A 24,940-nucleotide genomic window follows, 5' to 3' on the forward strand; every position below is an offset into this window, starting at 1 on the left:
AATACATACTGTCCTTTAAGTATTTCAGACTATTGCCAACCGGGATTTTGTTCTAATCCTCCTTCTGTATTCGCATTGATAACAGTTTGAGGAATCGGGAAGAACTTGAAATGAATTGTACCTGTGTAATAAGGTATATCACCCATAAATCTTGAATGATTTGATAGTTGATTGACAAGAACCTCATTAGCACTTGAATTACTGCTACCCATACGAAGCAGGGTTGGGAAACGGTGCTCCTCGTAGCATAACTCACGTGCACGTTCATCTAAAATGGTGTAAATGTCTACTTCACCGGCAGAGATAAGCTTGGTTGCCTGTGCACGGCTACGAATTTCATTGATATCGGCAGCTGCTAAATCAGAGCTACCTTTTCTGTAATAAGCCTCCGCGCGTAACAACAAGGTTTCGGCCGAGCGAACTGCGTACCAGTCTCTTCCGTACTGCGATATATGCATCGGGATTTCAGAAGGGTGCCAGCCCCAATCGTCCATTTTGATTTTTGAACGCATCGGACTCATCATATCCGGAATTGAAATCATGTCTTCAGTTACAGGTTGTAAATACAAACTGTGATCCTGATCAAGACATAAGAATTCGCGGGTAAGATTTATAGGAAGATTGCGCATATCATCTGCGTAATCGCCGACCCAAACTTTCTTAGAAACATAATTGGTTTCCATTGTACCTCCGGTAGAGAAACCTCCAAGGTATGCGCATGTAGCTCCACCGGGAAATAAGCTTTGATCAATGTTTCCGGCAAAAGGACAACTGGCAGCGCCCTCTTCAATTAAATCTTCCCGCCACGTCATATTCCTGAAAACAGGACCAACAAATGCTGTTAGCGAATAGTAAGGATTCTCGAATGGCCAACCACCAATCAGTCCATTGGCCTGGGCTTCTTCAAATGTTGCAGCCTGTAAAGTCCATACTGCTTCTGTATTCCCTGCACTGTAATCGTAGTTTCCAACCTGGAACAAATCGAAGAATACATTACCATCTTCGCGATATGCCGGTACTCCGTTAACTACTGACTGATCAGCAGGATTTGCACGCGTACCAAAACGATCAGTCATAAGCGGATGAGCATCAATTGTTTTTGTTGCAGCTGCAATGGCTTTGTCATAACTGGCAGCATCATTCATCTCAGTTCCAAGTGCAATATAAGCTTCAGCGATAAAATGATTGGCTACGCCTTGTGCCAAACGTCCGTCCTGCAAAGGATACATGGGAAGAAGCGCTTCTGCAGCCTCTAAATCGGCAATGGCAAACTTATATACATCTTCGCGCGAATCGCGCACATAATCTAACTTTAAGGTTTCACTGATCTGATCAACAATTGGCACTCCTCCAAAACATTCGGCTAAACGCAAATAGCCATAGCCCCGGAAGAATCGTGCCTGAGCGATCGCATAACTTTTATCTGCTTCACTTGACCACTCCACATTCTCGGCACCTAATAATGCCATGTTTGCGTAACTGATCAACTGGTACATGTCCACCCAAAGGTTGTTGAACATCCCATTGCCGGGTGACCAGGTAGCATAATTGGAATAAGCATTAGCGGTAGGCTGGCCAACACCGGTATGAACAATATCAAAAACGTCGGCTCCCTGTCCATGCAACAATTGCTGGGTAGTTAATCCGGTCCAAAACATATTATAACCACCGTACATATTAAAAACTTGCCTGTACGCTGTAACCAGCTGAGCATCAACCTGACTGCTTTTTTCAAAAGCAGTTTCAGGCGTGTATATTGTTTTTGGATCTTCCGTTAGAAAATCTTTATCACTCTCACAAGATGGTAGAAAGAATGATATGACGATTAAGCCTAATAGTATATACTTAAGATTTTTCATTATTCAAAAATGTTTAGAGTGTAAAATTAATACCTAAAGTAAATGTTCTTGGCAACTGCGCTGCCTCGAAACTTCTGATTTCAGGATCACTGTATTCCCAGTCAGGCGCAAAAAAGAATAAGTTTGAACCCGATACAAATACTTTCAAACTTGATAATTTAATTCGATCAAGCGTCGCTCTGTCAAACGTATAGGATAAATTTAGCTCTTGAAGTCTTACAAACGTATATTTTTGTAAGGCGGTAAACTTGGAATCGCTCCAGTTTACAGCAGTATAGGTATCACTTTTATTTTCCGGTGTCCAGAATGGATGATTCAACATATTATGATACTGATAACCATCGGTTGACAGGTAAGCGATATTGTTTTCGGCATAACCGTAATCGCCACCGCTGAAAATTCCATTGAACAAGGCATACAACTGGAAGTTCTTCCAGGTAAATGTATTCTGCAAACTCATTCTGAAACTTTCCTTACCGAATCCAAGGATTTTTCTGTCGTTTACAGTTATTACACCATCTTCGCTACCGTCAATATTCGCGAATTTTCCATCTCCGGGGTGTGCACTATTTGCATTGATGTAATCCAGGTCATCTTCCTGAACAACACCAATCCATTCATAACCATAAATAGCTGACAATGATTCGCCGATAAAGAAACCTGCGTTAATATCACCCGTTTCGTCACCACCATATAACTCAACCAACTTGTTGCGGTTCATTGTGAAGGTTAAACCGGAAGTCCAACGGAAATCACCCGACTGCATATTTGTAGTGTTTACTACGGCCTCGATACCCCAGTTCTCCACTTTACCCATGGTTGCCATCTGATCTGTAATACCGGCTCCCATAACAGGAATTGTTCTGCTAAAGATCTGGTCCGTTGTAACCGACTTATAACCATCCACTTCAAGATGAATACGATCTATAAGATCAATTTCAGTACCAATGTTGAACGAAGTTGTGGTTTCCCATGCCAATTCATTGTTACCAAGTGTTGCCAGACTCTGACCCCACATTACCTGATTATCGAACCAATAAGCAATTCCGCCACCTCTACCAACATCCATAGTAGACAGCGTTCCGTAAGGCTGCAAGGTTTGGTTACCGTTTTTACCCCACGAAGCTTTTAACTTCCAGTTATCGATTAAACTGTTTGTACTTAAAAATCCTTCGTTCGACATGGTCCAGGCTACACCAAAAGCAGGGAAATTACCCCATTTTTTATCGGTACCAAAAACAGAACTTCCATCGCGACGGAAAGATGCATTCAGGTGATAAGTATCTTTATATGAATAACTCGCACGAGCCAGATAACCAACGTCATTGTGCAATTCATATCCAATCTCATCAATCGCCTGAGTTACTGCATTCGACAATCCATAAAATCCCAGGTTAGTGTTACCAATTCCTGTAAAATCGGTACCGGTCATTCCAAAAGAATCCATTTTTCTGGAATCGCGTGTATATACCAATGTAGCATTAATAAAATGGTCGTCGAACTGATTGGTATATGTCAGAATATTATCGATTACCCACGAAGTGGTTTTATTTTCGGAGATTGATCCATTGGCTCTGTCGAGATAGGCAGACTGTGCTTCTGGTGTATAACCTGCTTCTCCAAGTGCCAGGTTTACAAAGTTGGTTTCGTAAGTGAATTCACGTTGTAATCTGGTGTTCGTGGTGTACGAACCTGTTAGTTTGTAGCTCAATCCTTCAATGCCGGGGATTTTAAAATCTACTGTACCGCCAATTATTGTAGCGTTTCTGCGATCTTCATCATCTCTGCCAACATTTGTATCCCACAATGGGTTCTGTGTTGTTTCTTCCCGACCGTCGACATATAATCTCCATCTCCCATCAGACAAATATGGTTCGGTCCAGGGAGAAAGTGTTACCGCAGCACCGTAGTTAGGAACAATACCATCGTAGTTGTTAAACGATTTGTCAAAACTGGCACTTACCGAAAGATAATCGTTAATGTGGGTGTTGATCCTCGCTGAAAAAGTTGTTCGTTTATACTGGTCGCCAACAACAAAGTTTTTATTATCCAAATACGAAGTACCGATGAAATAATCCATGGCATTACCTCCACCGGAAACATTTACAGAATAGTTTTGTTGAACTCCGGTTCGTGTGATCATATCGTAATAATCGGTGGGTGTATTGGCGTCAATGTTTGCTTGTTCCAGAGCCGATACCCAGGTAGTTGCCCCAGTACGTGCATTCATCAATTCAATATACCCCTGCTCATCTCTCATATCGGGACGAAAATTCGGATTTGAAAAACCTGTATTTGCGCTAACAGAGATAATCGGTTTTCCTTTAATCCCTTTTTTACGGGTAATCATGATAACACCATTTGCTGCCTTCGATCCGTAAGCGGCCAGGGATGTAGCATCTTTTAACACCTGGATATTTTCTACGGTTGAAGGATCAATGTCATTCATACTGCCGGAGAAGATGATGCCGTCAACAACTAACAAAGGAGCTGTACTTTCCTCATTAATTGATTTCTGACCACGTACTAAAAGTTCTGTTTCTTCTCCTGCTTCACCCGATTTTGAAAAGTTAATACCGGTTGTAATACCGTCTAATAATGAAAATGCATCGGTAGTTGATTTATTCATTATCGGTGAATTTTCCATATCAACCCGAGCCACTGAACCGGTAAAGTTTTTACGTTTTGTTACACCGTAACCAATAGCAACTACCTCGTCCAACCCGATGGCATCCTCTTCCAGGGCAACAACAAAATGTGTTTTTCCTTCAATCGGAATAATTTGTGTTTTCATTCCAACAAAGGAGAAATGTAATTCTGCGGCTTCTTCAGGTATATTTAATGTAAAAGTACCATCGGAATTTGTAATTGTACCAATGGTCATACCTTCCACAACTACGGTAACCCCAGGCATGGGTGCTCCTGTAATATCAGTAACCACCCCGGTAATTGTTTTCTCGGTTTGTTGCGCTGCGGCATCACTGTCTCCTTTTGTGATTACGATTTGCCGATCGTAAATTTCATAGGATAAGTTCTGATCAGCGAGCACGGATTCGAGTACTTCGTTAATACTTGCGTTTTGTAAATCGACATTTACAATTTGTGATTTATCCACATCATTTTCGCGGTACAAAAAGATAAATTCACTGTTTTGTTCGATGTATTTGAACACCTCAGTAATTGTACTGTTGCTCAACTGTACATCCATTCGTTTGGCTTGAGAGTAGGACTCATTTGCACTTACCGTGAACATGACTCCAAAGATCAAGATAATAGTTAGGCGCATAGTTCTACTAATTTTCATTAGGATTCCCGGGTCAAGGGAATCACGTAACCAATTTTTTTTCATAAGTTTACAATGTTTAAATTAATACTGTTGATAGATGGTATTGGTTAAGCCGGTTTATGTTGCCGCATATACCGGCTTTTTTTTAGTTTATCATATAGTAGGTTTCATTGATTTTTGTAAAATTTAATCCTGTTAACGAGCTCATGTATTTAAAGACTTCGTCTTTACTGTTGCTCACATCCAGTTTCCCCGAAATTTTCATCATTCCATCCAGCGGATCTTCGTAGCGGAAATGAATGTTATAGTAGCGTTCCAACTTTTTTACAACGCGGTTCAGATCGCTGTTCGAGAACGTTAAGTAGCCTTCCTTCCAACTTGTGTAGTAGTTGGTGTTTACGGTATATACTTTTGTTTCTTTTTCTGCTTTGTTGGCTACCACCAACTGGCCGGGAACAACTTTCATTTTTTGATCGAAAATGCTGCTGTTTGTCCACGCCAACTCAATACTACCTTCGGTAAGAACGGTTTGTACAACATTCTCTTCAGGATAGGCCGAGATATTAAATTGTGTTCCTAAAACTTCCACCTCAATATCGGGGGTTCGAACAACAAAAGGCTGTTCCGCATTTTTGGCCACATCGAAATAGGCTTCACCGACCAGGAAAACTTCCCGCTCGCGATCTACAAATCTCGACGGATAAATTAAACGGCTTCCGGCATTCAACCACACCTTTGTCCCGTCGGCAAGAGTAATGTTCGATCGGTTGCCGTAAGGAATTACCAACGTATTGGTCTTCACTTCTTCGCGTGGTTCTTCTTTGGTAATTTGTTTATCATCTACTGTAATTTCTCCTTTTTCGGAATATTGCAGGTTCGACTCTCCCGGATTTAAGGCAATCTCTTCCTTGTCGTCCAGTATCAGTGTAGGGATCTGAATATTGGGATTTACCGGTGCTGATAATTCAGAAAACCGTTCAGACTGGTCGTAAAAATAATAGCTTAATCCTGCACCAATTAGTAGAAAAACAATAGCAACTGCTGCATACCGCATCATCAATTTAACTACTCTTCCCTTTCTGCTTTGCTTGTCTTTTAATTCGAGCTGTTTAAGGATCTTCAGGGCCAGCTCTTTCTTCTCACCTTCAGAAAGTATATGCTGTTTGTACCTGAGATGTTTTTGAAAACCGGCTTTAAATTCGCGGATAACTTTTGCATCGTCGGGATGTTGTTCCAGAAAATGGGTCCAATAAGTATTGATTTCTGGGGATGGCTGATAAATCCATTTGAAAAATAATGGGTTCTCTATTAGTTGATGATATATATTCATAAGCCGGGCTCTGTTTTAGTATAAGAGGTAGGGAATTGAAAAAGGGGACACATTTTTTCAAAAAACAATTATGCTCTTCAACATATTGTAAACAAAACAATTACATCGTTGCTTAGCTTTTTACGCAATGTATCAAGGATTCGGTAGACTTGCTTTTTGGCAGAATCGGGATTGATTTCCAACAGTTTACCAATTTCTTTATAGGTGAGCCCGGAATTAAATTTAAGGAAAAGAATCTCACGTTTTTTGGGAGTCAATTGCTCGATTTCATCCTTAATTTTTTTTATCTGTCCTTCGCAATAATCATCGGCAAGATCCTCTTCGATTGAAAATTTAAGATCAAATATATCCTTGATCTCATGAACCGATGAAAATTTGTGTCTTTCAGTCAGTTTGTGAATCAGAATTCGTTTTAACGATTTGTACAGGTAAAATTCGAGCGATTCGGGTTTACGCAGTTTATTCCCGTAGGTATAAACATCGATGAAAAGATCCTGAATGGCATCTTTTACCAGGTCGCGATCGGATGAGATTTTTGAACCGTATGAAAAAAGCGCATCAACAAATTCGTTGTATATGGTTTTAAAGGCATTCTGATCGCCTGCCTTGAAATTAGTCCATATAAGTTGCCAGTATTCCGCGTCGATACGATGGTTCAAAATACTACAGTTTAGATTGATTAGTCTTAGTCTATTGATTGTAAAGTTACAAATCCAAAAGACTTTTCCAACTTTTTGAGAAAGGCCTTAAATCCTGAAAGCGTAAGCAGTTTTTTATAAAGCAGCTCAAAATTATTTTATACCTGGGTTAATGCCATCTCTTATATTCAGGCATATCTGGTGTTTCTTTAGCTCTGATTTAATGGTCAGAATCATCAGCCAGATAACAAAACAAAAGGGCTCCAGCTAAACTGCCGAAACCCTTCAAAAAACATTAAACAACAATCTATATGTAAGTTCTACTTCGTCGTGTTGTGCAAGTTTGTTCGATACATACAAAGCGTGTGCAATATAATTCCAGGGACAATGAACAAACTGTATCCGAGCATTACCGCAATAAACCATTTTAATCCGGTATTTACGCGCCCCATATACATATGTCCGGCACCCGGAACAATTAAACTCAAGGCAATGGCCAACCCGGGATTTGTACCCGAAATTTGCGGAACTGCAATCATTTTATTTTTAGTACTGAAGGGCGCCGTGCATTTTATGCCACCCCTGGGATATTTCAAGTTTAACGATTTCATTCCTACTTTCTTTTAATTTATAAAGTGTGTGCGTTGTATTTATTTACTTACTGTTTCTTTTCCTTTAATATGTAGGTATTCTTCAAGGTTGGATGAGGAACCCGTTCATACTGTTTACCGATCTCGCTCATTTTCGACTTACCGTTTTTCTTTTCAGCTTCGGCGCGCCAAGCCCTGATGTTGTCTTCCATTAACCAGTTTTCTTTTATTCCACCTGTGTTTTTTCCTTTTGACATGATATTTTGTTTTAATTGTTTTTCTTATTTAATGGCCCCGGAAACTCATCCGGAGCCATTTCTATGGTTTTGTGTTAACCGTTTTCACGTTCCTGAACTTTGTTTCAAAACGGCTCAGAGTAAGAGCACTACGGTCAGAACTGCACCATAAACCAACATTGCCGTTAACGATACCCCAAGTGCAAATCCTTCCAGGCTAATATTTTGCTTTATATCTGTTTTCATCTCCAGGTATGTTTTTACTCGTTTTCTCTGCTGTACCCATTCGTAATTTCAAAAATGATCGCCTCTTCCTCAACACTCAATTCTTCTCCCTTTAGCGAGGCGATCAACCTACACAACATATCTTCATTTTTTTCAGGTAATACTTCTGCTTCGAGGTCGACAGCCGACAGCCAACGTTTAATGTCGGCTGCGGCCATCTTTTTACTCCATTTCACAGGAGCACCTTCCCCGAGGCATGTATCTAAAACTCTGTATATATTCATCATCGATCAACTTTCGAGGGCAAAAATAAGGGGAGTAATCCGATGCGTACATGACATGAAATGTCAGGTCGTTAATTTTCTTATTTTCACTATATTTAAATGTTTAAAATAACCCATGAAAAAGTACCACACATTAGGTGAATTCCTTCTTGATTACCGCAACCACCGCGGGATAACGCAGATAGATCTTGCTGCAATGATTGATGTTGATGTACGAACCGTAATCAGGTGGGAAAAAAACGAAAGCCTGATAAAAGGAGAGAAGGAAAAAATACTGATCGAAAACATGGGAATTCCACACCAGGTGATCCGCAACCTGAATACCGAGCAACCCATTCCAGTTTATTTCGATTTTGAGCGATGGGGGTATTCGCTCACACTTTTGTCGAGTATGGTAAGACACTCGAAAGATTTTATTGCTGAAGAAGAATACCACACCACTCGAATCGAGACGATTTCCTACGATAAAGATTTTGAGTTTATCAGCTATATTCAAAAAAATCAGAAGAATTGTTCTCCACTTCCTCTCGAAGTATTAAAAACCGCCGCCCGTTTATTACCCGATTTGAACCTGTTGATACGGGAACAATCAGGGTACCATGGCGGACATGTTTCGATATTCCCATTAAAATTTGAAGTCTACGAAAAAATACGCGACCGAAAAATGAAAGAGAACGAGCTAAATGTTAACGACCTGACTCGGTTTAAGGACGAAAATCCCGAGGTATTTTACTTTTATTCCATCTATTCCAATTCCCTGGACAATTCATATTACCTGGTAAATCGGATGCTATCGTACTTTAAAATGCAGGCACCCGAAGCATACATATTTGCCGGCATTACCTTTCAGAAGTTAAAAGTCCAGCGTTTTAGGGAAATGGGCATGCAGGTAGTCTGGGAGAAAACTATGGAAGCTCACCCTGATCTGAAAGCAACTTTTATCAGTGGAAATTTTAACGAATTTCTTTCCGGTACCATCTAGCAATAGTTCGGTCACACGCTTAATCATTCATCTTTCGGAACTGCAACGCCAGATAAATCCGGAATACGCCAATAAGAATAAATGCCAGAGATGTCCAAATTGCAATGGTAAATCCGATGATCTCGGGGTGCCACAAAAGAATTGCAGCAACCACAATCAGTAAAATTCCAAAAACAAGAACACGTTTCCAGTGTGTGCTATTGCTCTTTTTTAGCTGGAATGCTCTTTTGATGAGTTCACCCCCTTTAAAGATCATCCAAAAACCAATGACGAGGCTGATGATCCATAAGATGGCTTCGGGATTTAACATGAGCAAAATCCCAAGAATTACATTAAGCAGGCCACCCCACAAAAACGACAAATAATTTATCACCACTTTCCGATTCTTTAGGGCAATGTACATTTCAATCGCACCACTTAATGATATGATAAGTCCAAACACAATGGTCAGCGACTTAAAACTGTCGAGCGGAGCCAGTAAAAACCAAATACCAAAAAATAAGAGTGTTAATCCCGAAATTAAAGGGATCCACCAATATTGTTTGTTTATATTGCCTGGATTTGCTGCATTCATGAGTTGCCTGTTTTTAAGTTAGGTTTTCAATTTACATAAAAATTCGCCTTCCGTGCAATAACATGAGACTAAAACTTTTAAATATAGAATCATTTATTGTTCTAACCGTAAACTGATTTCCATCCGGATTTAATAAAAACAAAATAATGTGTTATAAAAATATTTTTCACCTGATATTTATCTTAACATTTGCCCATTATTTCTCGTTAAATTTGAAAGGAACCAAAAATTTATTGTCATGCCTAAACTGAGAAGAGTCGATGCCCTCAATTACCATCAAAAAGACCGGCCGGGAAAAATAGAAGTCGTGCCAACCAAACCACATAATACACAATACGATCTTTCACTGGCTTATACGCCAGGAGTAGCACAGCCCTGCCTCGAAATCGAAAAGAACATTGACAATGCTTATAAATACACGGCCAAAGGCAACCTGGTTGCCGTGGTTTCAAACGGAACTGCTGTACTTGGCCTTGGCGACATTGGACCTGAAGCCGGAAAACCGGTAATGGAAGGAAAAGGTTTGTTGTTCAAGATTTTTGCCGATGTTGATGTTTTCGACATTGAAGTGAACGAAAAAGATCCCAAAAAACTCATTGAAGTTGTTAAAGCCATTGCACCTACTTTTGGAGGGATTAATCTTGAAGACATAAAAGCTCCGGAATGTTTCGAAATTGAGGAAACCTTAAAGAAAGAACTGAACATCCCGGTATTTCACGACGACCAGCATGGAACAGCAATCATTTCGGCTGCAGGGTTATTAAATGCTCTGGAACTTATCTATAAAAAAATAGAAGACATTAAAGTGGTTGTAAATGGCGCCGGTGCAGCTGCTGTTTCATGTATAAAGCTGTACATAAGCATGGGCGTAAAACCTGAAAATGTTGTGATGCTCGACAGCAAAGGAGTTTTGAACCAGGAACGCACCGGCTTAAATCCGATAAAACAACAGTTTGTCACCAAACAAAAAATTAACACCCTTGAAGAAGCCATGGAAGGCGCCGATGTTTTTCTGGGGCTTTCGATCGGCGATGTAGTAAGTAAAAAAATGATCAAATCGATGGCCAAAAATCCGATCGTATTTGCCATGGCTAATCCAAATCCTGAGATTACTTACGAAGATGCCACTTCGGCTCGCGATGATATTATTATGGCTACTGGCCGAAGCGATTATCCAAATCAGATTAATAATGTGTTAGGCTTTCCCTTTATCTTTCGGGGTGCGCTCGATGTTCGGGCAACAACCATCAACGAAGAGATGAAAATAGCTGCTGCAAAAGCGCTGGCAAAACTCGCGAAAGATTATGTTCCGGAAATGGTAGCCCGGGCCTACAATGTGCAAAATATCACCTTCGGAAAAGATTATATTATTCCCAAACCACTCGATCCTCGACTAATAACTACGGTGTCGACCGCCGTTGCCCACGCCGCCATGGAAACCGGCGTGGCACGAAAACCGGTAAAAAGCTGGACGGCCTACGAACAGGAACTTCGAAACCGCTTAGGCATCGACAATAAACTGATCATGGCCATCCGCAATAAAGCCAAACAGGATCCGAAACGGATTGTATTTGCCGAGGCTAACAGTTACCGCATTCTTAAAGCCGTGCAGTTTGTTCTTCGTGAAGGAATTGCCAAACCGATTCTTATCGGGAACAAGGCAAAAATTGATGCGCTAATTCAGGAAAATCAGCTGGATATTGAAAATGTTCCGGTGATTGATCTTTACGAATCAGTTAGCGACGAAAAGCGACATGAGTTCGCACAGGTGCTTTATGAAAAACGCAAGCGCAAAGGCATGACTTATAACGAGTGCGTTGAGAAAATGTATAACCGTGATTATTTTGGTTCGATGATGGTTGAAACCGGCGAAGCAGATGCATTTATCTCCGGTTTCTCGCGAAAATACTCATCAACGATCCGCCCGGCGCTGCAAGTGATCGGCGTAAAAGAAAAGTTCAATCACATTGCCGGGATGTACATCATGCTGACCAAACGTGGTCCGCTGTTCCTTTCGGACACAACGGTTAATATGAATCCATCGGCCCAGGTACTGGCCGATACCACCATTCTTACTGCAGCCGAAGTACAGTGCCTGAACATTGAACCCAAAATTGCCATGCTCTCGTATTCCAATTTTGGTGCCTACAAAGGCGAGGGCAGCCCGATACGTGTAAAAGAAGCAGTGCGTATGCTCCACGAAAAATATCCAGATTTGAAAGTGGACGGCGAAATGCAAGCCAATTATGCTTTGAACGGGAAGCTCCGATATTCCCGTTACCCGTTTAACAAACTGGGCGACGAAGACGCCAACGTACTGATCTTCCCTAACCTGAGTTCGGGAAATATCACCTATAAGATCTTACAGTCACTCGGACCGGCAGAGGCCGTAGGCCCGATATTGATGGGAATGAAAAAACCGATCCATATTCTTCAGCGCGACAGCACCGTCAGGGAAATTATAAATATGACGGCCATAGCCGTTATCGATGCTCAGTCGAATTGCGAAGAGTTATAAAAATAAAGGGCACTCAGTAACTTACTGAATGCCCTTTATGCATTTAAAATCCTACGCCAACACCCACACTAAAATATGGTTCCCAGTCTTTGTAGGGTGAATTTTCGTGGTTCAACACATCAAATAAAACCTGTGCTGTCAACCAGGTATTTCTGGTAATGGGCTGACTGTATCCACCTCCCAGGTAAAGCATTGGAGCTGTTTTGCGCGTATCGCCATCAGAATAAAGCCATTTGTAACTCATTAACTGAAATTCGGCATGTGCATACAAACGCGGCGTCACCCGATATCGGCTAAACACACTTGCTCCGTAATTCGAGCCGCTGTAATCCGAGTTATTTTTGTAATTAATGTACTCGTAAGTAGCTTGTACGCCGGTCGACAGTTTTGGGGTGAGCTTATAGGCCACCATGGGTTGTGCACCAATTACACTATAATCCCGACTAAAATTCAAGGTTACATACCCACCGTAATACATTTTACTTCTATCGAGTTTGGGCTTTTGCATCTCCTCCTGAACCTGCGTGGTATCGGCTACCTGAGCAAACGACATTGTACTTATTAATAAAACAAACAGGAATACTATCAGTGACTTCATACTTTCAAAATTGAATATTATGTTCCAATATACGTAAAAATGCTTACTGATTTGTTAAAGAAGTAGCGTATAAACTGGAATTTCATTTTTTTCAATCTATTTTTGAAACATGAACATGGAAAAATATCCGTCGCGTTTGTTGGAGAACGCCGTGAATGAATTTTCAAAACTCCCGGGAATCGGACGAAAAAGCGCCCTTCGTTTGGTACTGCACCTTTTGCGACAAGATAAGGAACAGGTAACAACCTTTGGGAATAGCCTAATTGAACTACGAAATGAGATCAAGCACTGCCAGGTATGCTACAACATTTCCGATACCGATGTCTGCCAGATCTGCTCCAACTCCTCGCGAAATAAAAGTGTTATTTGTGTTGTGGAGAACATACGTGATGTAATGTCGATTGAAAATACCCAGCAGTACAACGGGCTTTATCATGTTCTTGGAGGAATAATTTCGCCGATGGATGGCATTGGACCTGCCGAACTCGAAATTGAATCGCTGATTAATCGTATTGGTGAAGGTGAAATCATAGAAGTTATACTGGCGCTTTCGACCACCATGGAAGGCGATACAACCAACTTTTACATTTACCGTAAACTCAAAGATTTCGAGGTAAAAATATCGACACTGGCGCGTGGCGTTTCTATTGGCGACGAACTGGAATATACTGATGAGATCACGCTGGGGCGTTCCTTGCTCAACCGTGTTCCTTATGAAAGTTCGGTGGGAAAATAAGATTCCTTATCACATTATCATGTTTTTTCCGTTATCCAAAAGTATTGCCTACATTTGAACATCTTAGCTTTTGCTGACTATGGATCTATCCGTAATTATTGTAAATTACAACGTCAAACATTTTCTCGAACAGTGCCTGCATGCGGTGCAAAAGGCCACTAAAAATGTGGCTGCAGAAATTTTTGTTGTCGACAATAATTCAGTGGACGGTTCCACGCAACTTCTCCGCGAAAAATTTCCTGAGGTTCATCTTATCGAGAACGCGAAAAATGTAGGTTTTTCGAAGGCCAATAACCAGGCGATTAAACTTGCGAAAGGAAAGTACGTTTTGCTGCTTAACCCCGATACAGTAGTCGAGGAAGATACTTTTGAAAAGGTAATTACATTTATGAACCTACACCCCGAGGCCGGTGGACTGGGCGTAAAAATGATCGATGGCCGGGGACGTTTTCTTCCAGAATCGAAAAGAGGATTGCCAACACCGTGGGTAGCTTTTTTTAAGATGTTCGGTTTGTCAGCCCTCTTTCCAAAATCCAAAGTGTTTGGGAAGTATCACCTCTCCTACCTGAACCAAAACGAAATTCACGATGTTGACGTGCTGGCAGGCGCTTTTATGCTTATCCGAAAAGAAACGCTGGATAAAGTCGGACTTCTCGACGAAAGTTTTTTTATGTATGGCGAAGACATCGACTTGTCGTACCGCATCCAAAAAGGAGGTTATAAAAACTACTATTTCCCCGAAACGACCATTATTCACTACAAAGGTGAAAGCACCAAAAAAGGTTCTTTGAATTATGTAAAGGTGTTTTACAACGCCATGGTTATTTTTGCGAAAAAGCATTTTAGCGCGCGTAAAGCCGGCATTTTTGCCTTGTTTATTCACCTGGCCATTTACTTTCGTGCTTTCCTTTCAATCTGCAAGAGGGTATTTTCCAGAGCAATAATTCCCGCGCTCGATGCCATTCTCATCTTCATCGGCTTCCTACTGATCACACCTGTTTGGGAAAACATGCGCTTTCACAACCACGGATATTATCCCGACGAATTCATGAAGTTTGTCGTACCTGTTTACATTCTTTTCTTTTTACTGGGGATTATCACATCGGGGGGCTATCGCAAACCACTTAGCATTTACAAACTTTTACGGGGAATATTCTGGGGGCTGATCGCTATCTTGCTGATTTATTCGCTCGTAGATGAACAATACCGTTTTTCGCGCGCGCTCATTTTGCTCGGTGCAGCGTGGTCAGGTGTTACTATCATTCTCCTTCGCTTTATAGGACATGGGCTTAAACTACCGGGCTTCAGGCTCGATCTCAGCCGGGTGAAACGAATTGCCATTGTCGGGCATCCACAGGAAGCAAATCGTGTAAAAAAGTTATTGGAAGAAACCCGGTTAAATTCTCAACTGGCCGGATTTATTGCGCTCAATGCTGAAGATAGTGACGAACAGTACATCGGACAGATCGATCAGTTATCCGAGATTATAAACATTAACCGCATAAACGAACTCATTTTTTGTGCCGACAATATCAGTTCGGCCGAAATCATCCGCGCCATGCTCGACCTCACTCAGCTTGATGTGGAATATAAAATTGCACCGCCCGAAAGTGTGAGCATTATTGGCAGCAATTCCATTCACACGGCCGGCGATTTATACGTGGTAAATGTGAATGCGATCTCAAAAGCAGCAAACCGTCGTAAAAAGCGTATTTTCGATATTGAAATTGCCCTCCTGTTAATGTTGATCAGCCCGTTAATTTGCTGGTTCTATAAACAAAAAATCAGCTTCTTTTCAAATGCATGGAAGGTATTGTCCGGTAAAAAATCGATAATTGGTTATGCCCGTGTTCAAGGTACTTACGAGAATTTACCTGAATTAAAGCCAGGCCTGCTGAATCCTGTAGATCTTTTCACGAATATTAAGCTCGACAACAATAAAATAAAGCGATTGAATATGCTTTATGCCAAAGATTATCTTATATTGACGGATGCAGAGATTCTGCTAAAAGCATTGAAAAAGCTGGACAGAAATGAATGAATACCTTACACACGGAAAGATCAGCTTGCGCCCCCTCGAAACTGAGGATATCGATTTGCTCTACAATTGGGAGAACAGCATGGAGATTTGGGAGGTAAGTGATACCAAAACGCCATTTTCGAAACACATACTGGCAGAATACATTGCCGAGTCGGCGAAAGATATTTACGCAACCAAACAACTGCGGCTGATCATCCAAAACGAAGCAAACGAAGCCGTAGGAGCTGTCGATCTTTTTGATTTTGAGCCTTACCACCTGCGGGCCGGAGTGGGCATTTTGATCCACAACACCAAAGACCGCCAACACGGATATGCCACCGATGCGTTGCAGGCACTTGCAGGTTATACACTCGAAGTGCTGGGCTTAAAACAACTATTTGCCAATATTGCTTCCGACAATAAAGAAAGTATTCATCTTTTTAAAAAAGCAGGGTTTGAGCTGGTAGGCGTAAAAAAGAACTGGCTGAAAACCATGTATGGCTGGAAAGACGAAGAACTTTATCAGAAAATATTATGCTGATCATTTGTATTTCGGTATCTCACGTAAAAAAGAATACGAATTGTTGGTATAATCGATCTGGCAGGCAAAATGCTGCATTCCGTTCGACACGACCACCTGTTCCACTCTAAGCGCCATGTTGTAACGCACCACCTGATCAAAAGTATCCTGGGTAATTTTCACGTTCGGAGCTTTAAATTCAGCAATTAAATGTGGCTGCCCCTTTCGCGAATAGATCAATAAATCGAAACGGCGAGGATTCCCGTTTACCAAAATTTGTTTTTCCACGGCCATCAGGCTCTCCGGAAATTTCTTTTCCATTTTTAAAAACTGAATAAAATTCTGACGTACCCATTCCTCCGGCGTCAGCGCGACATACTTCTTTCGGATTCCATCAAAAATTAAGGTTCTGTTCCCTTCTGTTTTGATTCGGAGATCATATTCGGGTAAATTCAGTTTCTGCATAAACTTATTAACTCATTTTGGCCGACGACACTGAAAAATGTACATTTGTGTCTACCTTTCATTCGTTTGGAAATGTTTATTTTTATGGTAACTCATGGAACTCGCTCATAGTCATTCTCCTGTGTGCAAGATGATGTAAAAGCTCGTTTCAACTTATATTATTTCCAATTGTTCAAAGGTAAAATATTTCACGTTTATGAGGACGAAAAAAGAAATTGTTGAAAACTGGTTACCACGCTATACCGGCAAAAATCTCGAAGATATAGGCTCTTATATTTTACTGACCAATTTTCAGGATTATGTCGACAAATTTGCCCGTAAGTTTGAGGTTCCGGTGGAAGGCAGCGACAGAAATATGCCCAATGCTACAGCAGAAGGAATTACCATTATCAACTTTGGAATGGGAAGTCCGAACGCCGCAACCATCATGGACCTCTTAAGTTCGATACACCCGAAAAGTGTACTTTTCCTGGGCAAATGCGGTGGGTTGAAAAAGAAAAATCAGCTCGGTGATTTGATTTTGCCGATAGCTGCCATTCGTCGCGAAGGTACGTCTGACGACTACCTTCCCCCCGAAATACCCGCACTACCTGCATTTAGTCTTCAACGTGCGGTCTCGCATATTTTGCGTAATTCAGGACAGGATTATTGGACGGGCGTAGTTACTACAATCAACCGGCGGGTTTGGGAATTTGATAACAGGTTTAAAAAATACCTCAAAAAAACCCGTGCCATTGCCATCGATATGGAAACTGCTACCTTGTTTACCGTAGGTTTTACCAATTCTATTCCTACCGGAGCTTTATTACTGGTTTCCGACCAGCCCATGATTTCATCGGGTGTAAAAACTTCGGCCAGCGATCAGAAAGTAACTTCGCAATATGTAGAAAAACACATTCAGGCCGGTATCGATGCGCTGCTGGAGATCAAAAACAATGGACTTTCTGTAAAACACCTGAGATTTTAGTATGGAGATTACAAGCGTTCTTCAAAACCTGAAAAAGGGAATCTATCACCCCATTTATTTGTTGCAGGGTGATGAATCCTATTACATTGATGCAATTTCGGATTACATTGAAGATCATGTACTGACAGACGCCGAAAAAGGATTTAATCAAACCATTTTTTACGGAAAAGATTCTGATCCGATAAATATTGCTGAAAGTGCCAGACGCTTTCCGATGATGGCCGATAAACAGGTAATTGTGGTTAAAGAAGCACAAAGTCTGAATAAGATCGAGAACCTGGCACCTTATGCGGAAAAGCCGCTGGATTCGACTATTCTGGTGTTGGCCTATAAATACAAAACGCTCGACGGACGTGGTAAGTTAATAAAAGCCATTAAAAAGAACGGACTAGTTTTCACATCGAAAAAGTTATATGAGAACCAAGTTCCGGGTTGGATTGATACTTACCTGAAAGAGCGCCAGTACACCATCACTCCGCAAGCTGCACAACTCTTAACGGCCTATCTCGGTACCGAACTCAGCAAAATTGCCAACGAACTGAATAAACTGGTTATAGCAGTAAAAGATACGAACCGGATTACTCCTGAGCACATTGAACGCAACATTGGGGTAAGCAAGGACTTTAACCTGCTCGAACTGCAAAATGCTCTAGGTGCGAAAGATGTATTGAAAGCCAACAAGATCATCAAATATTTTGGCGCCAATCCCACGCTAAATCCCATCCAGAAAACCGTGGCCGGTTTGTATTTCTATTTTTCAAAGTTGTTTACCTATCATTTCTTAAAAGATAAATCGGAACGCAGCGTAGCCGCCGAATTGCGGGTGCATCCTTTTTTTGCAAAAGATTATATAACCGCTGCCAAACGCTACTCGCCCACCAAACTGTATGAAATTATGGGCATTTTGCGCGAGTACGACATGAAAAGCAAAGGATTCAACTCCTCCAATATGGTGGACATGGCTGATCTGCAAAAAGAAATGATCTATAAAATTTTACATTGATGATAACCTGGTTTATTATAGGTATTACCGTTTTGATCTCCTACCTCGGATTTCAGAATCCCGCACTGGCTTCGAAGCTGCAATTCAATGCGGCGCAAATTATTCACCGGAAAGAGTATTATCGCCTGGTTTCGCATGCATTTATTCATGCCGGCTGGGCTCACCTGGGTGTGAATATGCTGGTACTTTATTTCTTTGGCCGCAACATTGAGGCCTACTTTGGCTACTATTTTGGACGTGGTGCCAATGCCTATTTCGTGTTGTTGTATTTTGGTGGTATTTTGGCGTCAAACCTATGGAGTCTTATTAAAAACAGAAATAATTATTACTACAATGCAGTTGGAGCATCCGGTGCCGTTTCAGCAGTGTTGTTTGCTACTATTTTTTTCGATCCCTGGCAGCCGCTTTACCTGTTTGTAATACTGCCCATTCCTGGAATTTTGTTTGCAGCAGGCTACCTTTTTTATTCGTACCAAATGAGTAAAAAACAAAAAGACAACGTGGCGCACGATGCCCATTTCCTTGGAGCTGTATTTGGGTTTATTTTTCCGATTCTTTTAAAACCCGAATTGTTTGACCGCTTTATCGACCACCTGTTTTCATTTCTCTGAACCATGCAATTCCTGATCGTTAACGGAAATATTGTAGCAAAAGAAGAAGCCAACTTCAAAAGCTTTTTATGGAACGATCCGATTCTGATCTCGCAAAAAGCATGGTTTGGTTTTGGTGGAATCCCGCTGTTAAACGAAAACATTGAGAATCTGCAACAACAACTTAATTCTTTTGGAGCTGATCTACCTCCACTCTTCCTTAATTTTCGTGAGCTGTTTCGTTTGTGCAAGCGTCTGCTGAATAAAAACAAGTTCTATCGGTCGGGGCATTTACTTTTTCAGTTTTCAATTACGAAGCAACAAGTCAACTTTATGGTCGCTGCCGAGAATTACAATGGATTCAACTTCCCGCTCATTGAACATGGATTCTTGGTCAACATTTCATCCGCAAAAAAATATTCGCTTCAATTATACAACAATTTGCGGTGCCACAATTCACGGTTTTGGGAAGCGGTAAAAAAAGAACTTCGGGAAACACCTTTTCACAATTCCATCATTTGCAATCAATTCGGATTTGTTTCGGAAGCTATTGCTGCCAACTTGTTTTTTGTAAAAGATGGCGTTTTAATTACCCCGGCCCTTGAATCGGGTTGTTACGAAGATGTGTTGAGAAATATTGTGTTGGAACAGGCTGCTAAAATGCAAATCAAAATTCTGGAATCAGCAGAAATCAAACCAGACCTTTTATTGGTTCTGGACGAAGCTTTTCTGGTCAGCGAAGCTTGCGGTGTTGAATGGATCCTTGGTATCGAGAATAAACGTTTTGTACGATCCGTTTTGATTGAATTGCATGAAAAAATCAATCACTATCTAAAAGAAAAGGTGAAAAACCAACAACGCTCTCAAGGATAAAGGAAATTTACTATCTTACTTTGCTAAATGCAATGAACGAAAGCAAATCTAAATGGACAGTCATTTTAAATCCCCATGCCGGAGGCAATAAAGGCCGACAAGATCAAAATGAAATTGAAAAACACCTGAAAACAAAGGGCTTCCAATACGATTTACTCATTTCGGAATATCCAAAACACGCCATTCTCTTAGCACAAAATGCCAATGAACAGGGAGCAACACAATTTATTGTTGCCGGTGGCGACGGCACCATAAACGAAGTAGTGAACGGAATTTTCCAAAGTAACGCAGGCAACAAAAATGAAATAACGGTTGGTGTAATTCCCGTTGGAACCGGGAACGACTGGATCAGAACATTTGGAATTCCAAACAGCTATAAAGGTTCTATCCGGAAAATTATCGAACGAAAAGTTTTGCGTCAGGATATCGGAAGAATTACCTACACACAAAATGATGAAACTTTTACCCGTTATTTTCTGAATATGGCAGGATTTGGTTTCGACGCACTGACAGCACAAAAAGCCAATCAGTTAAAAGAAAAAGGACACACCGGATTGTGGATCTACCTGGTGAGCGTGTTCAGGGCTTACCTTGAATACAAAACGGAAAAGGTAAAGCTATCGATTGACGACAATATACTTGAAGATTACATTTTCTCTGCCAGCCTTGGAATCGGCAAATTCAACGGTGCTGGGATGATGCAGGCACCCGGAGCCATCCCGAACAACGGATTGTTCGAAGTTACCATCATTAAAAAGATTAGCCTCGGAGGTATTCTTCGCAATCTGATCGGATTATACAATGGAAATTATATCAAAGACCATCGTGTTTCCTGTTATCAGGCTAAAAAAGTAAATATCCAGTCGCAAAATCCGCTGGCAGGAGAAGTAGATGGTGAATCTCTTGGCACAAGCCAGTTTGAAATTGAGATACTTCCTCAGACTTTACAGATAATTGTTGGGGAGATCAATTAGTTAAACCTTCTACTTACTATTTTTTTCAAAGAACTTTTATCAATCACAAAAAATTTTCACCCACCATGTAATGCTTTTCCCGAAGCTGCGTCTTAACTTTGAAAAGAAGCAAAAAACAAAGCATGGTTGCCCGCGATTTTAAAACAAGTGTATTACCATTAAGCCGAAAGTTGCTGCGATTTGCAACTCACTTTCTAAAGGATGAGCAACAGGCGCGCGACGTGGTTCAGGACATTTTTCTGAAACTCTGGCAAAAACGCGATACACTCGACGAAATAGAAAACATGGAGGCCTTTACCATGCGCATGACGCGCAATCGCTGCCTCGATGTAATAAGGGCTAATAAAGTGGTTGCCATCGACGAAGAAACCGACAGAAAGCTAAAAGCTCAAACGGTGGACGTTCATTCAAAAGTTGAATTAAGCGAAACGGCCGGACAGATCAGGAAACTGATTTTGAAATTGCCCGACCTGCAACGCACGGTAATGCAACTGCGCGACATTGAGCAAATGTCGTACGATGAAATTGCCGAAGTTACCGACTTAAAAGTCAATGCCATTAGGGTGAACCTGTCGAGAGCACGAAAAAAAGTGCGTGATGAATTTTTAAAATTGAAAGAAGATGAAGACCGAAGAAGTAAAACACTTACTGCAACGCTACTTTAACGGCGAAAGTACCGACGTCGATGAAAGATTACTGGAAGCTTATTTCCAGTCGGGAGAGTTAGCTGACGAGGTAGCTGAATACGCCGAGTTTTTTGGAGGAATTGCTGAACTGGCCGGCATTGCCGACGATCCGACCATTGAAGAAGATGTAATGGACTACATCCTCGAAAACGAACACCGCGAAAAAACACATTACCGTTCGATGTGGAGAATTGTAACCGGTGTAGCAGCTTCGGTGATCATTGTACTTGGAGGCTTCCTCTTTTACCAGGAACAGCAAAAACCTTACAACGATACTTTCGACGATCCGGAACAGGCTTATGCCTACGCAAAAGAGACCTTACAATATGTATCGGGTAAATACAGCCAGGGACTGGCCGAGTTAAGCAATTTCGACAAATTGAGAGTAGCCAAAAAACCGATACAAAAAGGTACTGCTCCGGTGAGGGAATTCTACGAAGGTTTGCAGAAAATTGAAGAAGAACAACAATAAATAAAAAGTAGAGACAACTCAGATAAAAGGATCAGTGAGCATGCAACATGAAACGTTTATCACAGAGTTGAACGAAATTAAGTGCAACAAAAAATTAAAATAATAATGAGATGAAAAAGTTAGTGATCATTTTAGCGATTTTGCTGCCCATGGCAGTGTTCGCACAGAAAGACCCGGTTGATAAACTGTTTGAGAAATACGCCAACCAAAAGGGATTTACAACCGTTAATATTTCGGGGAAACTGCTTGGATTTGCCGCCGAAATCGAAACCGGTGATAAAGGAACTCAGGAAATGCTGTCGAGCTTAAACGGCATTCGTGTACTTACCGTCGAAGACGATGAACTGAACGGATCGATTGATTTTTACAAAGAACTGGAAGCTGATGGCTTTTTCAAAAACAACGATTTTGAAGTGTTGATGGAAGTAACCGAGGACGATGAAGTGGTTCGTTTCCTGGCCAAAGATGCCGGCAATGGAAAATTATCAGATCTGCTGCTGGTTGTTGGTGGAGACGATAATGCCTTGATCAGCATCCGCGGAATGATCGATCCGCAACAGATCGGAAAGATCACCAAAGCACTCGACATCGAGGTAGGTGACCTGGAATAAACGGGTCACCGATAGAGATACATCAATTCAACGTAAACGAATCCGGGCAGTGTCCCGGATTTTTTTTGTGCCCATTTCCAACAATTCCAAAATTTTGTACATTTAGTTTTCAATATTTAATATGGAAAACAACTCATTATTTAAAAAGCGAACCATTCAACCGGGCGAAGCCGAACTGTTCATCTGCAACGATTTTGTTTTGGGTGTGAAGCGCGAAAAAGAAGGCTGGTTTGTAAAAGTATTCGAAGATTGCACCGATATTAATGAAGTCGATAAAGAAGCGATCAGTGAAGGAGAATATTTTCATTCGGGTAAATCAAACAGCCTGGTCATCGCGCCGGCACTACAACATAAGCCACTGGTTTTTAAAGGCAATAAAATGCTTATCGCTCCGCATCAACGTTTAACTTTCTTTGTCAAAATTCCACTGATTCTTCAGCTTTATTTTTCAAAAATCCAGGACGAGAACCTGCTAAAAGAAATTTCATCGAGCCGACTTTCCGATACCTGGTTTGGCGAACCCGACAACGGAGTGGCTGCATTTGCGCTGGGAAGCGGTTATCAGCTTGAATTTAATGAAATAAGATCAACTGAGGTGGAAGCCGTTTGCCCGGTTACTATTTTCAACGACTGGGAACAACAACTCGAAATTCAACGCCTGATCATTAAAGCCGATAATATGACGCTTTTTAAGAATGACACAAAAATTGTAACCAGCGTTGTGAAATTGGAATACAAAGGCCAGGACACTATTAGTTCGGTAAATTACGGAACCTCAAAATTATATCATGGCGAAAATGCTGTACTCCTGACCAAGGCACGTAGCAACGATACCAAAAGCCTGTTAAAAGCTAATTTTCATTTTATCAGAAACATTTATAACCGCACAGAATAATGCAATTTGACTGGTCGAAATATTTTAATGAAGAAAACCTCGAACGTTTGATCATTGCAGCGATCATTCTTGTAATTGGTTTAATTCTCATTCACGGGATTTCTTATCTTGTAAAGCGCCTGCTCCCTAAATCACTTTCAAAACAACGGCAAATGATCATCAGCAGGGCGATCAACTACACCGGTTACCTGACACTGGCAGCCGTAATTATTGCCGAACTGAAAATACCGGTTGCACCACTTTTCGGAACGGCAGGAGTTATCGGATTAGTGATTGGAGTAGCCTCACAAACCAGTATTGGGAACATTGTTAGCGGATTTTTTCTGGTTTCGGAAAAATCGTTTGAGATTGGCGATGTGATTAAAGTTGGCGATAAAGCGGGCGTGGTTTACAGCATTGATCTGCTGTCGATTAAAATCAAAACCTTTGATAATTTATTGTTGCGCATCCCCAACCAAACCATCATCAGTACCGAACTTACAAACGTGACCAAGTTCCCGATTCGCAGGCTCGATTTTAATGTGAGTGTGGCCTATAAAGAAGATTTAAAGCAGGTAAAAGAACTATTGGAAAAAGTAGCCAAACAAAATCCACTTTGCCTGGATGAACCTGAACCGCTAATCGTTTTTAAAGAATTTGGCAACAGCAGCATCGATATTTTACTGGGTGTTTGGTTTGAAAAGACCAATTACCTGGCAGTTAAAAATTCGGTTTTCCAGGACATTAAATCCACTTTTGATACTGAAGGAATTGAAATACCGTTCCCGCATGTTACGCTTTATACGGGTGAAGTTACCAAGCCGTTTCCGATTGTAACGAAAGAAGAAAATAACGAATAAATATATTGTAAGAACTAGAAAATAAACGCTGAGATTTACAGAGTTCTATTAAAAAAAAGCGTCGCATCAGGAATCTGATACGACGCTTTCTATTTAACGTCAGTTCGACATAAGAAACACAATAATTTATTAGAAAAGAAACAAGGTTTTGTTTATATTTAAGTATCTC

25 protein-coding genes are annotated in these 24,940 nt (G+C 41.1%); 15 read left to right on the plus strand and 10 right to left on the minus strand.

The window, feature by feature from the left end; genetic code table 11:
• Positions 1-29: 29 nt before the first annotated feature.
• The 7 genes from WFY05_RS12735 to WFY05_RS12765 form a co-directional block, all read right to left on the minus strand.
• Positions 30-1,859, minus strand: coding sequence for a RagB/SusD family nutrient uptake outer membrane protein (locus tag WFY05_RS12735; protein ID WP_340113250.1), 1,830 nt, complete (start codon positions 1,857-1,859; stop codon positions 30-32).
• A gap of 13 nt (positions 1,860-1,872) precedes the next feature.
• A complete protein-coding gene (locus WFY05_RS12740) occupies positions 1,873-5,145 on the minus strand; it encodes a SusC/RagA family TonB-linked outer membrane protein (RefSeq protein WP_340113251.1) in 3,273 nt (1,090 codons plus the stop codon).
• Positions 5,146-5,290: 145 nt separating this feature from the next.
• Complete coding sequence (locus WFY05_RS12745; RefSeq protein WP_340113252.1) at positions 5,291-6,475, minus strand: FecR family protein; 1,185 nt, start codon at positions 6,473-6,475, stop codon at positions 5,291-5,293.
• A 77-nt stretch (positions 6,476-6,552) separates the two neighbouring features.
• Complete coding sequence (locus WFY05_RS12750) at positions 6,553-7,134, minus strand: RNA polymerase sigma factor (RefSeq protein ID WP_340113253.1); 582 nt, start codon at positions 7,132-7,134, stop codon at positions 6,553-6,555.
• Between the two features lie 299 nt (positions 7,135-7,433).
• Positions 7,434-7,724 carry a hypothetical protein gene (locus WFY05_RS12755; RefSeq protein WP_340113254.1) on the minus strand — a complete coding sequence of 97 codons (291 nt, stop codon included), beginning with the start codon at positions 7,722-7,724 and terminating at the stop codon, positions 7,434-7,436.
• Between the two features lie 47 nt (positions 7,725-7,771).
• A complete protein-coding gene (locus WFY05_RS12760) occupies positions 7,772-7,960 on the minus strand; it encodes a hypothetical protein (protein ID WP_340113255.1) in 189 nt (62 codons plus the stop codon).
• A 239-nt stretch (positions 7,961-8,199) separates the two neighbouring features.
• Positions 8,200-8,451: a hypothetical protein gene (locus WFY05_RS12765; RefSeq protein ID WP_340113256.1), complete on the minus strand. Its 252-nt coding sequence runs from the start codon at positions 8,449-8,451 to the stop codon at positions 8,200-8,202.
• A gap of 112 nt (positions 8,452-8,563) precedes the next feature.
• On the opposite strand from WFY05_RS12765, the gene WFY05_RS12770 reads away from it, so the two are divergent.
• Complete coding sequence (locus WFY05_RS12770; protein WP_340113257.1) at positions 8,564-9,430, plus strand: helix-turn-helix domain-containing protein; 867 nt, start codon at positions 8,564-8,566, stop codon at positions 9,428-9,430.
• 19 nt (positions 9,431-9,449) lie between these two features.
• Here the strand turns inward: WFY05_RS12770 and WFY05_RS12775 are convergent, their stop codons facing one another.
• On the minus strand, positions 9,450-10,004 hold the full coding sequence (locus WFY05_RS12775; protein WP_340113259.1) for an HdeD family acid-resistance protein: 555 nt from the start codon (positions 10,002-10,004) through the stop codon (positions 9,450-9,452).
• Between the two features lie 238 nt (positions 10,005-10,242).
• Here WFY05_RS12775 and WFY05_RS22315 point away from each other — a divergent pair, with 238 nt between their 5' ends.
• The gene (locus WFY05_RS22315; protein ID WP_340113260.1) at positions 10,243-12,522 is read left to right on the plus strand and encodes an NADP-dependent malic enzyme; all 2,280 of its coding nucleotides are present in this window, start codon (positions 10,243-10,245) and stop codon (positions 12,520-12,522) included.
• A gap of 43 nt (positions 12,523-12,565) precedes the next feature.
• Here the strand turns inward: WFY05_RS22315 and WFY05_RS12785 are convergent, their stop codons facing one another.
• Complete coding sequence (locus WFY05_RS12785) at positions 12,566-13,120, minus strand: hypothetical protein (protein ID WP_340113261.1); 555 nt, start codon at positions 13,118-13,120, stop codon at positions 12,566-12,568.
• A 115-nt stretch (positions 13,121-13,235) separates the two neighbouring features.
• Here WFY05_RS12785 and recR point away from each other — a divergent pair, with 115 nt between their 5' ends.
• From recR to WFY05_RS12800, 3 genes are all read left to right on the plus strand, one after another.
• Complete coding sequence (gene recR, locus WFY05_RS12790) at positions 13,236-13,856, plus strand: recombination mediator RecR (RefSeq protein WP_340113262.1); 621 nt, start codon at positions 13,236-13,238, stop codon at positions 13,854-13,856.
• A 79-nt stretch (positions 13,857-13,935) separates the two neighbouring features.
• Complete coding sequence (locus WFY05_RS12795; RefSeq protein WP_340113263.1) at positions 13,936-15,897, plus strand: glycosyltransferase; 1,962 nt, start codon at positions 13,936-13,938, stop codon at positions 15,895-15,897.
• On the plus strand, positions 15,890-16,417 hold the full coding sequence (locus tag WFY05_RS12800) for a GNAT family N-acetyltransferase (RefSeq protein ID WP_340113264.1): 528 nt from the start codon (positions 15,890-15,892) through the stop codon (positions 16,415-16,417). The genes WFY05_RS12795 and WFY05_RS12800 overlap by 8 nt, the downstream gene beginning before the upstream one ends.
• On the opposite strand, the gene WFY05_RS12805 is transcribed toward WFY05_RS12800, so the two are convergent.
• Positions 16,418-16,861, minus strand: a complete 444-nt coding sequence (locus WFY05_RS12805) for a type I restriction enzyme HsdR N-terminal domain-containing protein (protein ID WP_340113265.1) — start codon at positions 16,859-16,861, stop codon at positions 16,418-16,420.
• A 196-nt stretch (positions 16,862-17,057) separates the two neighbouring features.
• On the opposite strand from WFY05_RS12805, the gene WFY05_RS12810 reads away from it, so the two are divergent.
• The 10 genes from WFY05_RS12810 (at position 17,058) to WFY05_RS12855 (ending at position 24,771) form a co-directional block, all read left to right on the plus strand.
• On the plus strand, positions 17,058-17,828 hold the full coding sequence (locus WFY05_RS12810) for an AMP nucleosidase (RefSeq protein WP_340113266.1): 771 nt from the start codon (positions 17,058-17,060) through the stop codon (positions 17,826-17,828).
• Position 17,829: 1 nt separating this feature from the next.
• Complete coding sequence (holA, locus tag WFY05_RS12815) at positions 17,830-18,831, plus strand: DNA polymerase III subunit delta (RefSeq protein WP_340113267.1); 1,002 nt, start codon at positions 17,830-17,832, stop codon at positions 18,829-18,831.
• Complete coding sequence (locus WFY05_RS12820; RefSeq protein WP_340113268.1) at positions 18,831-19,442, plus strand: rhomboid family intramembrane serine protease; 612 nt, start codon at positions 18,831-18,833, stop codon at positions 19,440-19,442. Before holA ends, WFY05_RS12820 begins: the two co-directional genes overlap by 1 nt.
• A 3-nt stretch (positions 19,443-19,445) precedes the next feature.
• Entirely contained in the window at positions 19,446-20,294 is an 849-nt protein-coding gene (locus WFY05_RS12825) for an aminotransferase class IV (protein ID WP_340113269.1), read from the plus strand.
• A gap of 32 nt (positions 20,295-20,326) precedes the next feature.
• The gene (locus tag WFY05_RS12830; RefSeq protein ID WP_340113270.1) at positions 20,327-21,268 is read left to right on the plus strand and encodes a diacylglycerol/lipid kinase family protein; all 942 of its coding nucleotides are present in this window, start codon (positions 20,327-20,329) and stop codon (positions 21,266-21,268) included.
• Positions 21,269-21,366: 98 nt separating this feature from the next.
• A complete protein-coding gene (locus WFY05_RS12835) occupies positions 21,367-21,933 on the plus strand; it encodes a GFO_1088 family ECF-type sigma factor (protein WP_340113272.1) in 567 nt (188 codons plus the stop codon).
• Positions 21,890-22,426 carry a PG0215 family putative anti-sigma factor gene (locus WFY05_RS12840; protein WP_340113273.1) on the plus strand — a complete coding sequence of 179 codons (537 nt, stop codon included), beginning with the start codon at positions 21,890-21,892 and terminating at the stop codon, positions 22,424-22,426. Before WFY05_RS12835 ends, WFY05_RS12840 begins: the two co-directional genes overlap by 44 nt.
• Positions 22,427-22,536: 110 nt before the next feature.
• Entirely contained in the window at positions 22,537-23,037 is a 501-nt protein-coding gene (locus WFY05_RS12845) for a DUF4252 domain-containing protein (RefSeq protein WP_340113274.1), read from the plus strand.
• A gap of 121 nt (positions 23,038-23,158) precedes the next feature.
• Complete coding sequence (locus WFY05_RS12850) at positions 23,159-23,932, plus strand: DUF432 domain-containing protein (protein WP_340113275.1); 774 nt, start codon at positions 23,159-23,161, stop codon at positions 23,930-23,932.
• A complete protein-coding gene (locus WFY05_RS12855) occupies positions 23,932-24,771 on the plus strand; it encodes a mechanosensitive ion channel family protein (RefSeq protein WP_340113276.1) in 840 nt (279 codons plus the stop codon). Before WFY05_RS12850 ends, WFY05_RS12855 begins: the two co-directional genes overlap by 1 nt.
• Positions 24,772-24,940 lie beyond the last annotated feature (169 nt).

This window comes from Maribellus mangrovi (genome assembly GCF_037646455.1).
GTDB lineage: Bacteria > Bacteroidota > Bacteroidia > Bacteroidales > Prolixibacteraceae > Draconibacterium > Draconibacterium mangrovi_A.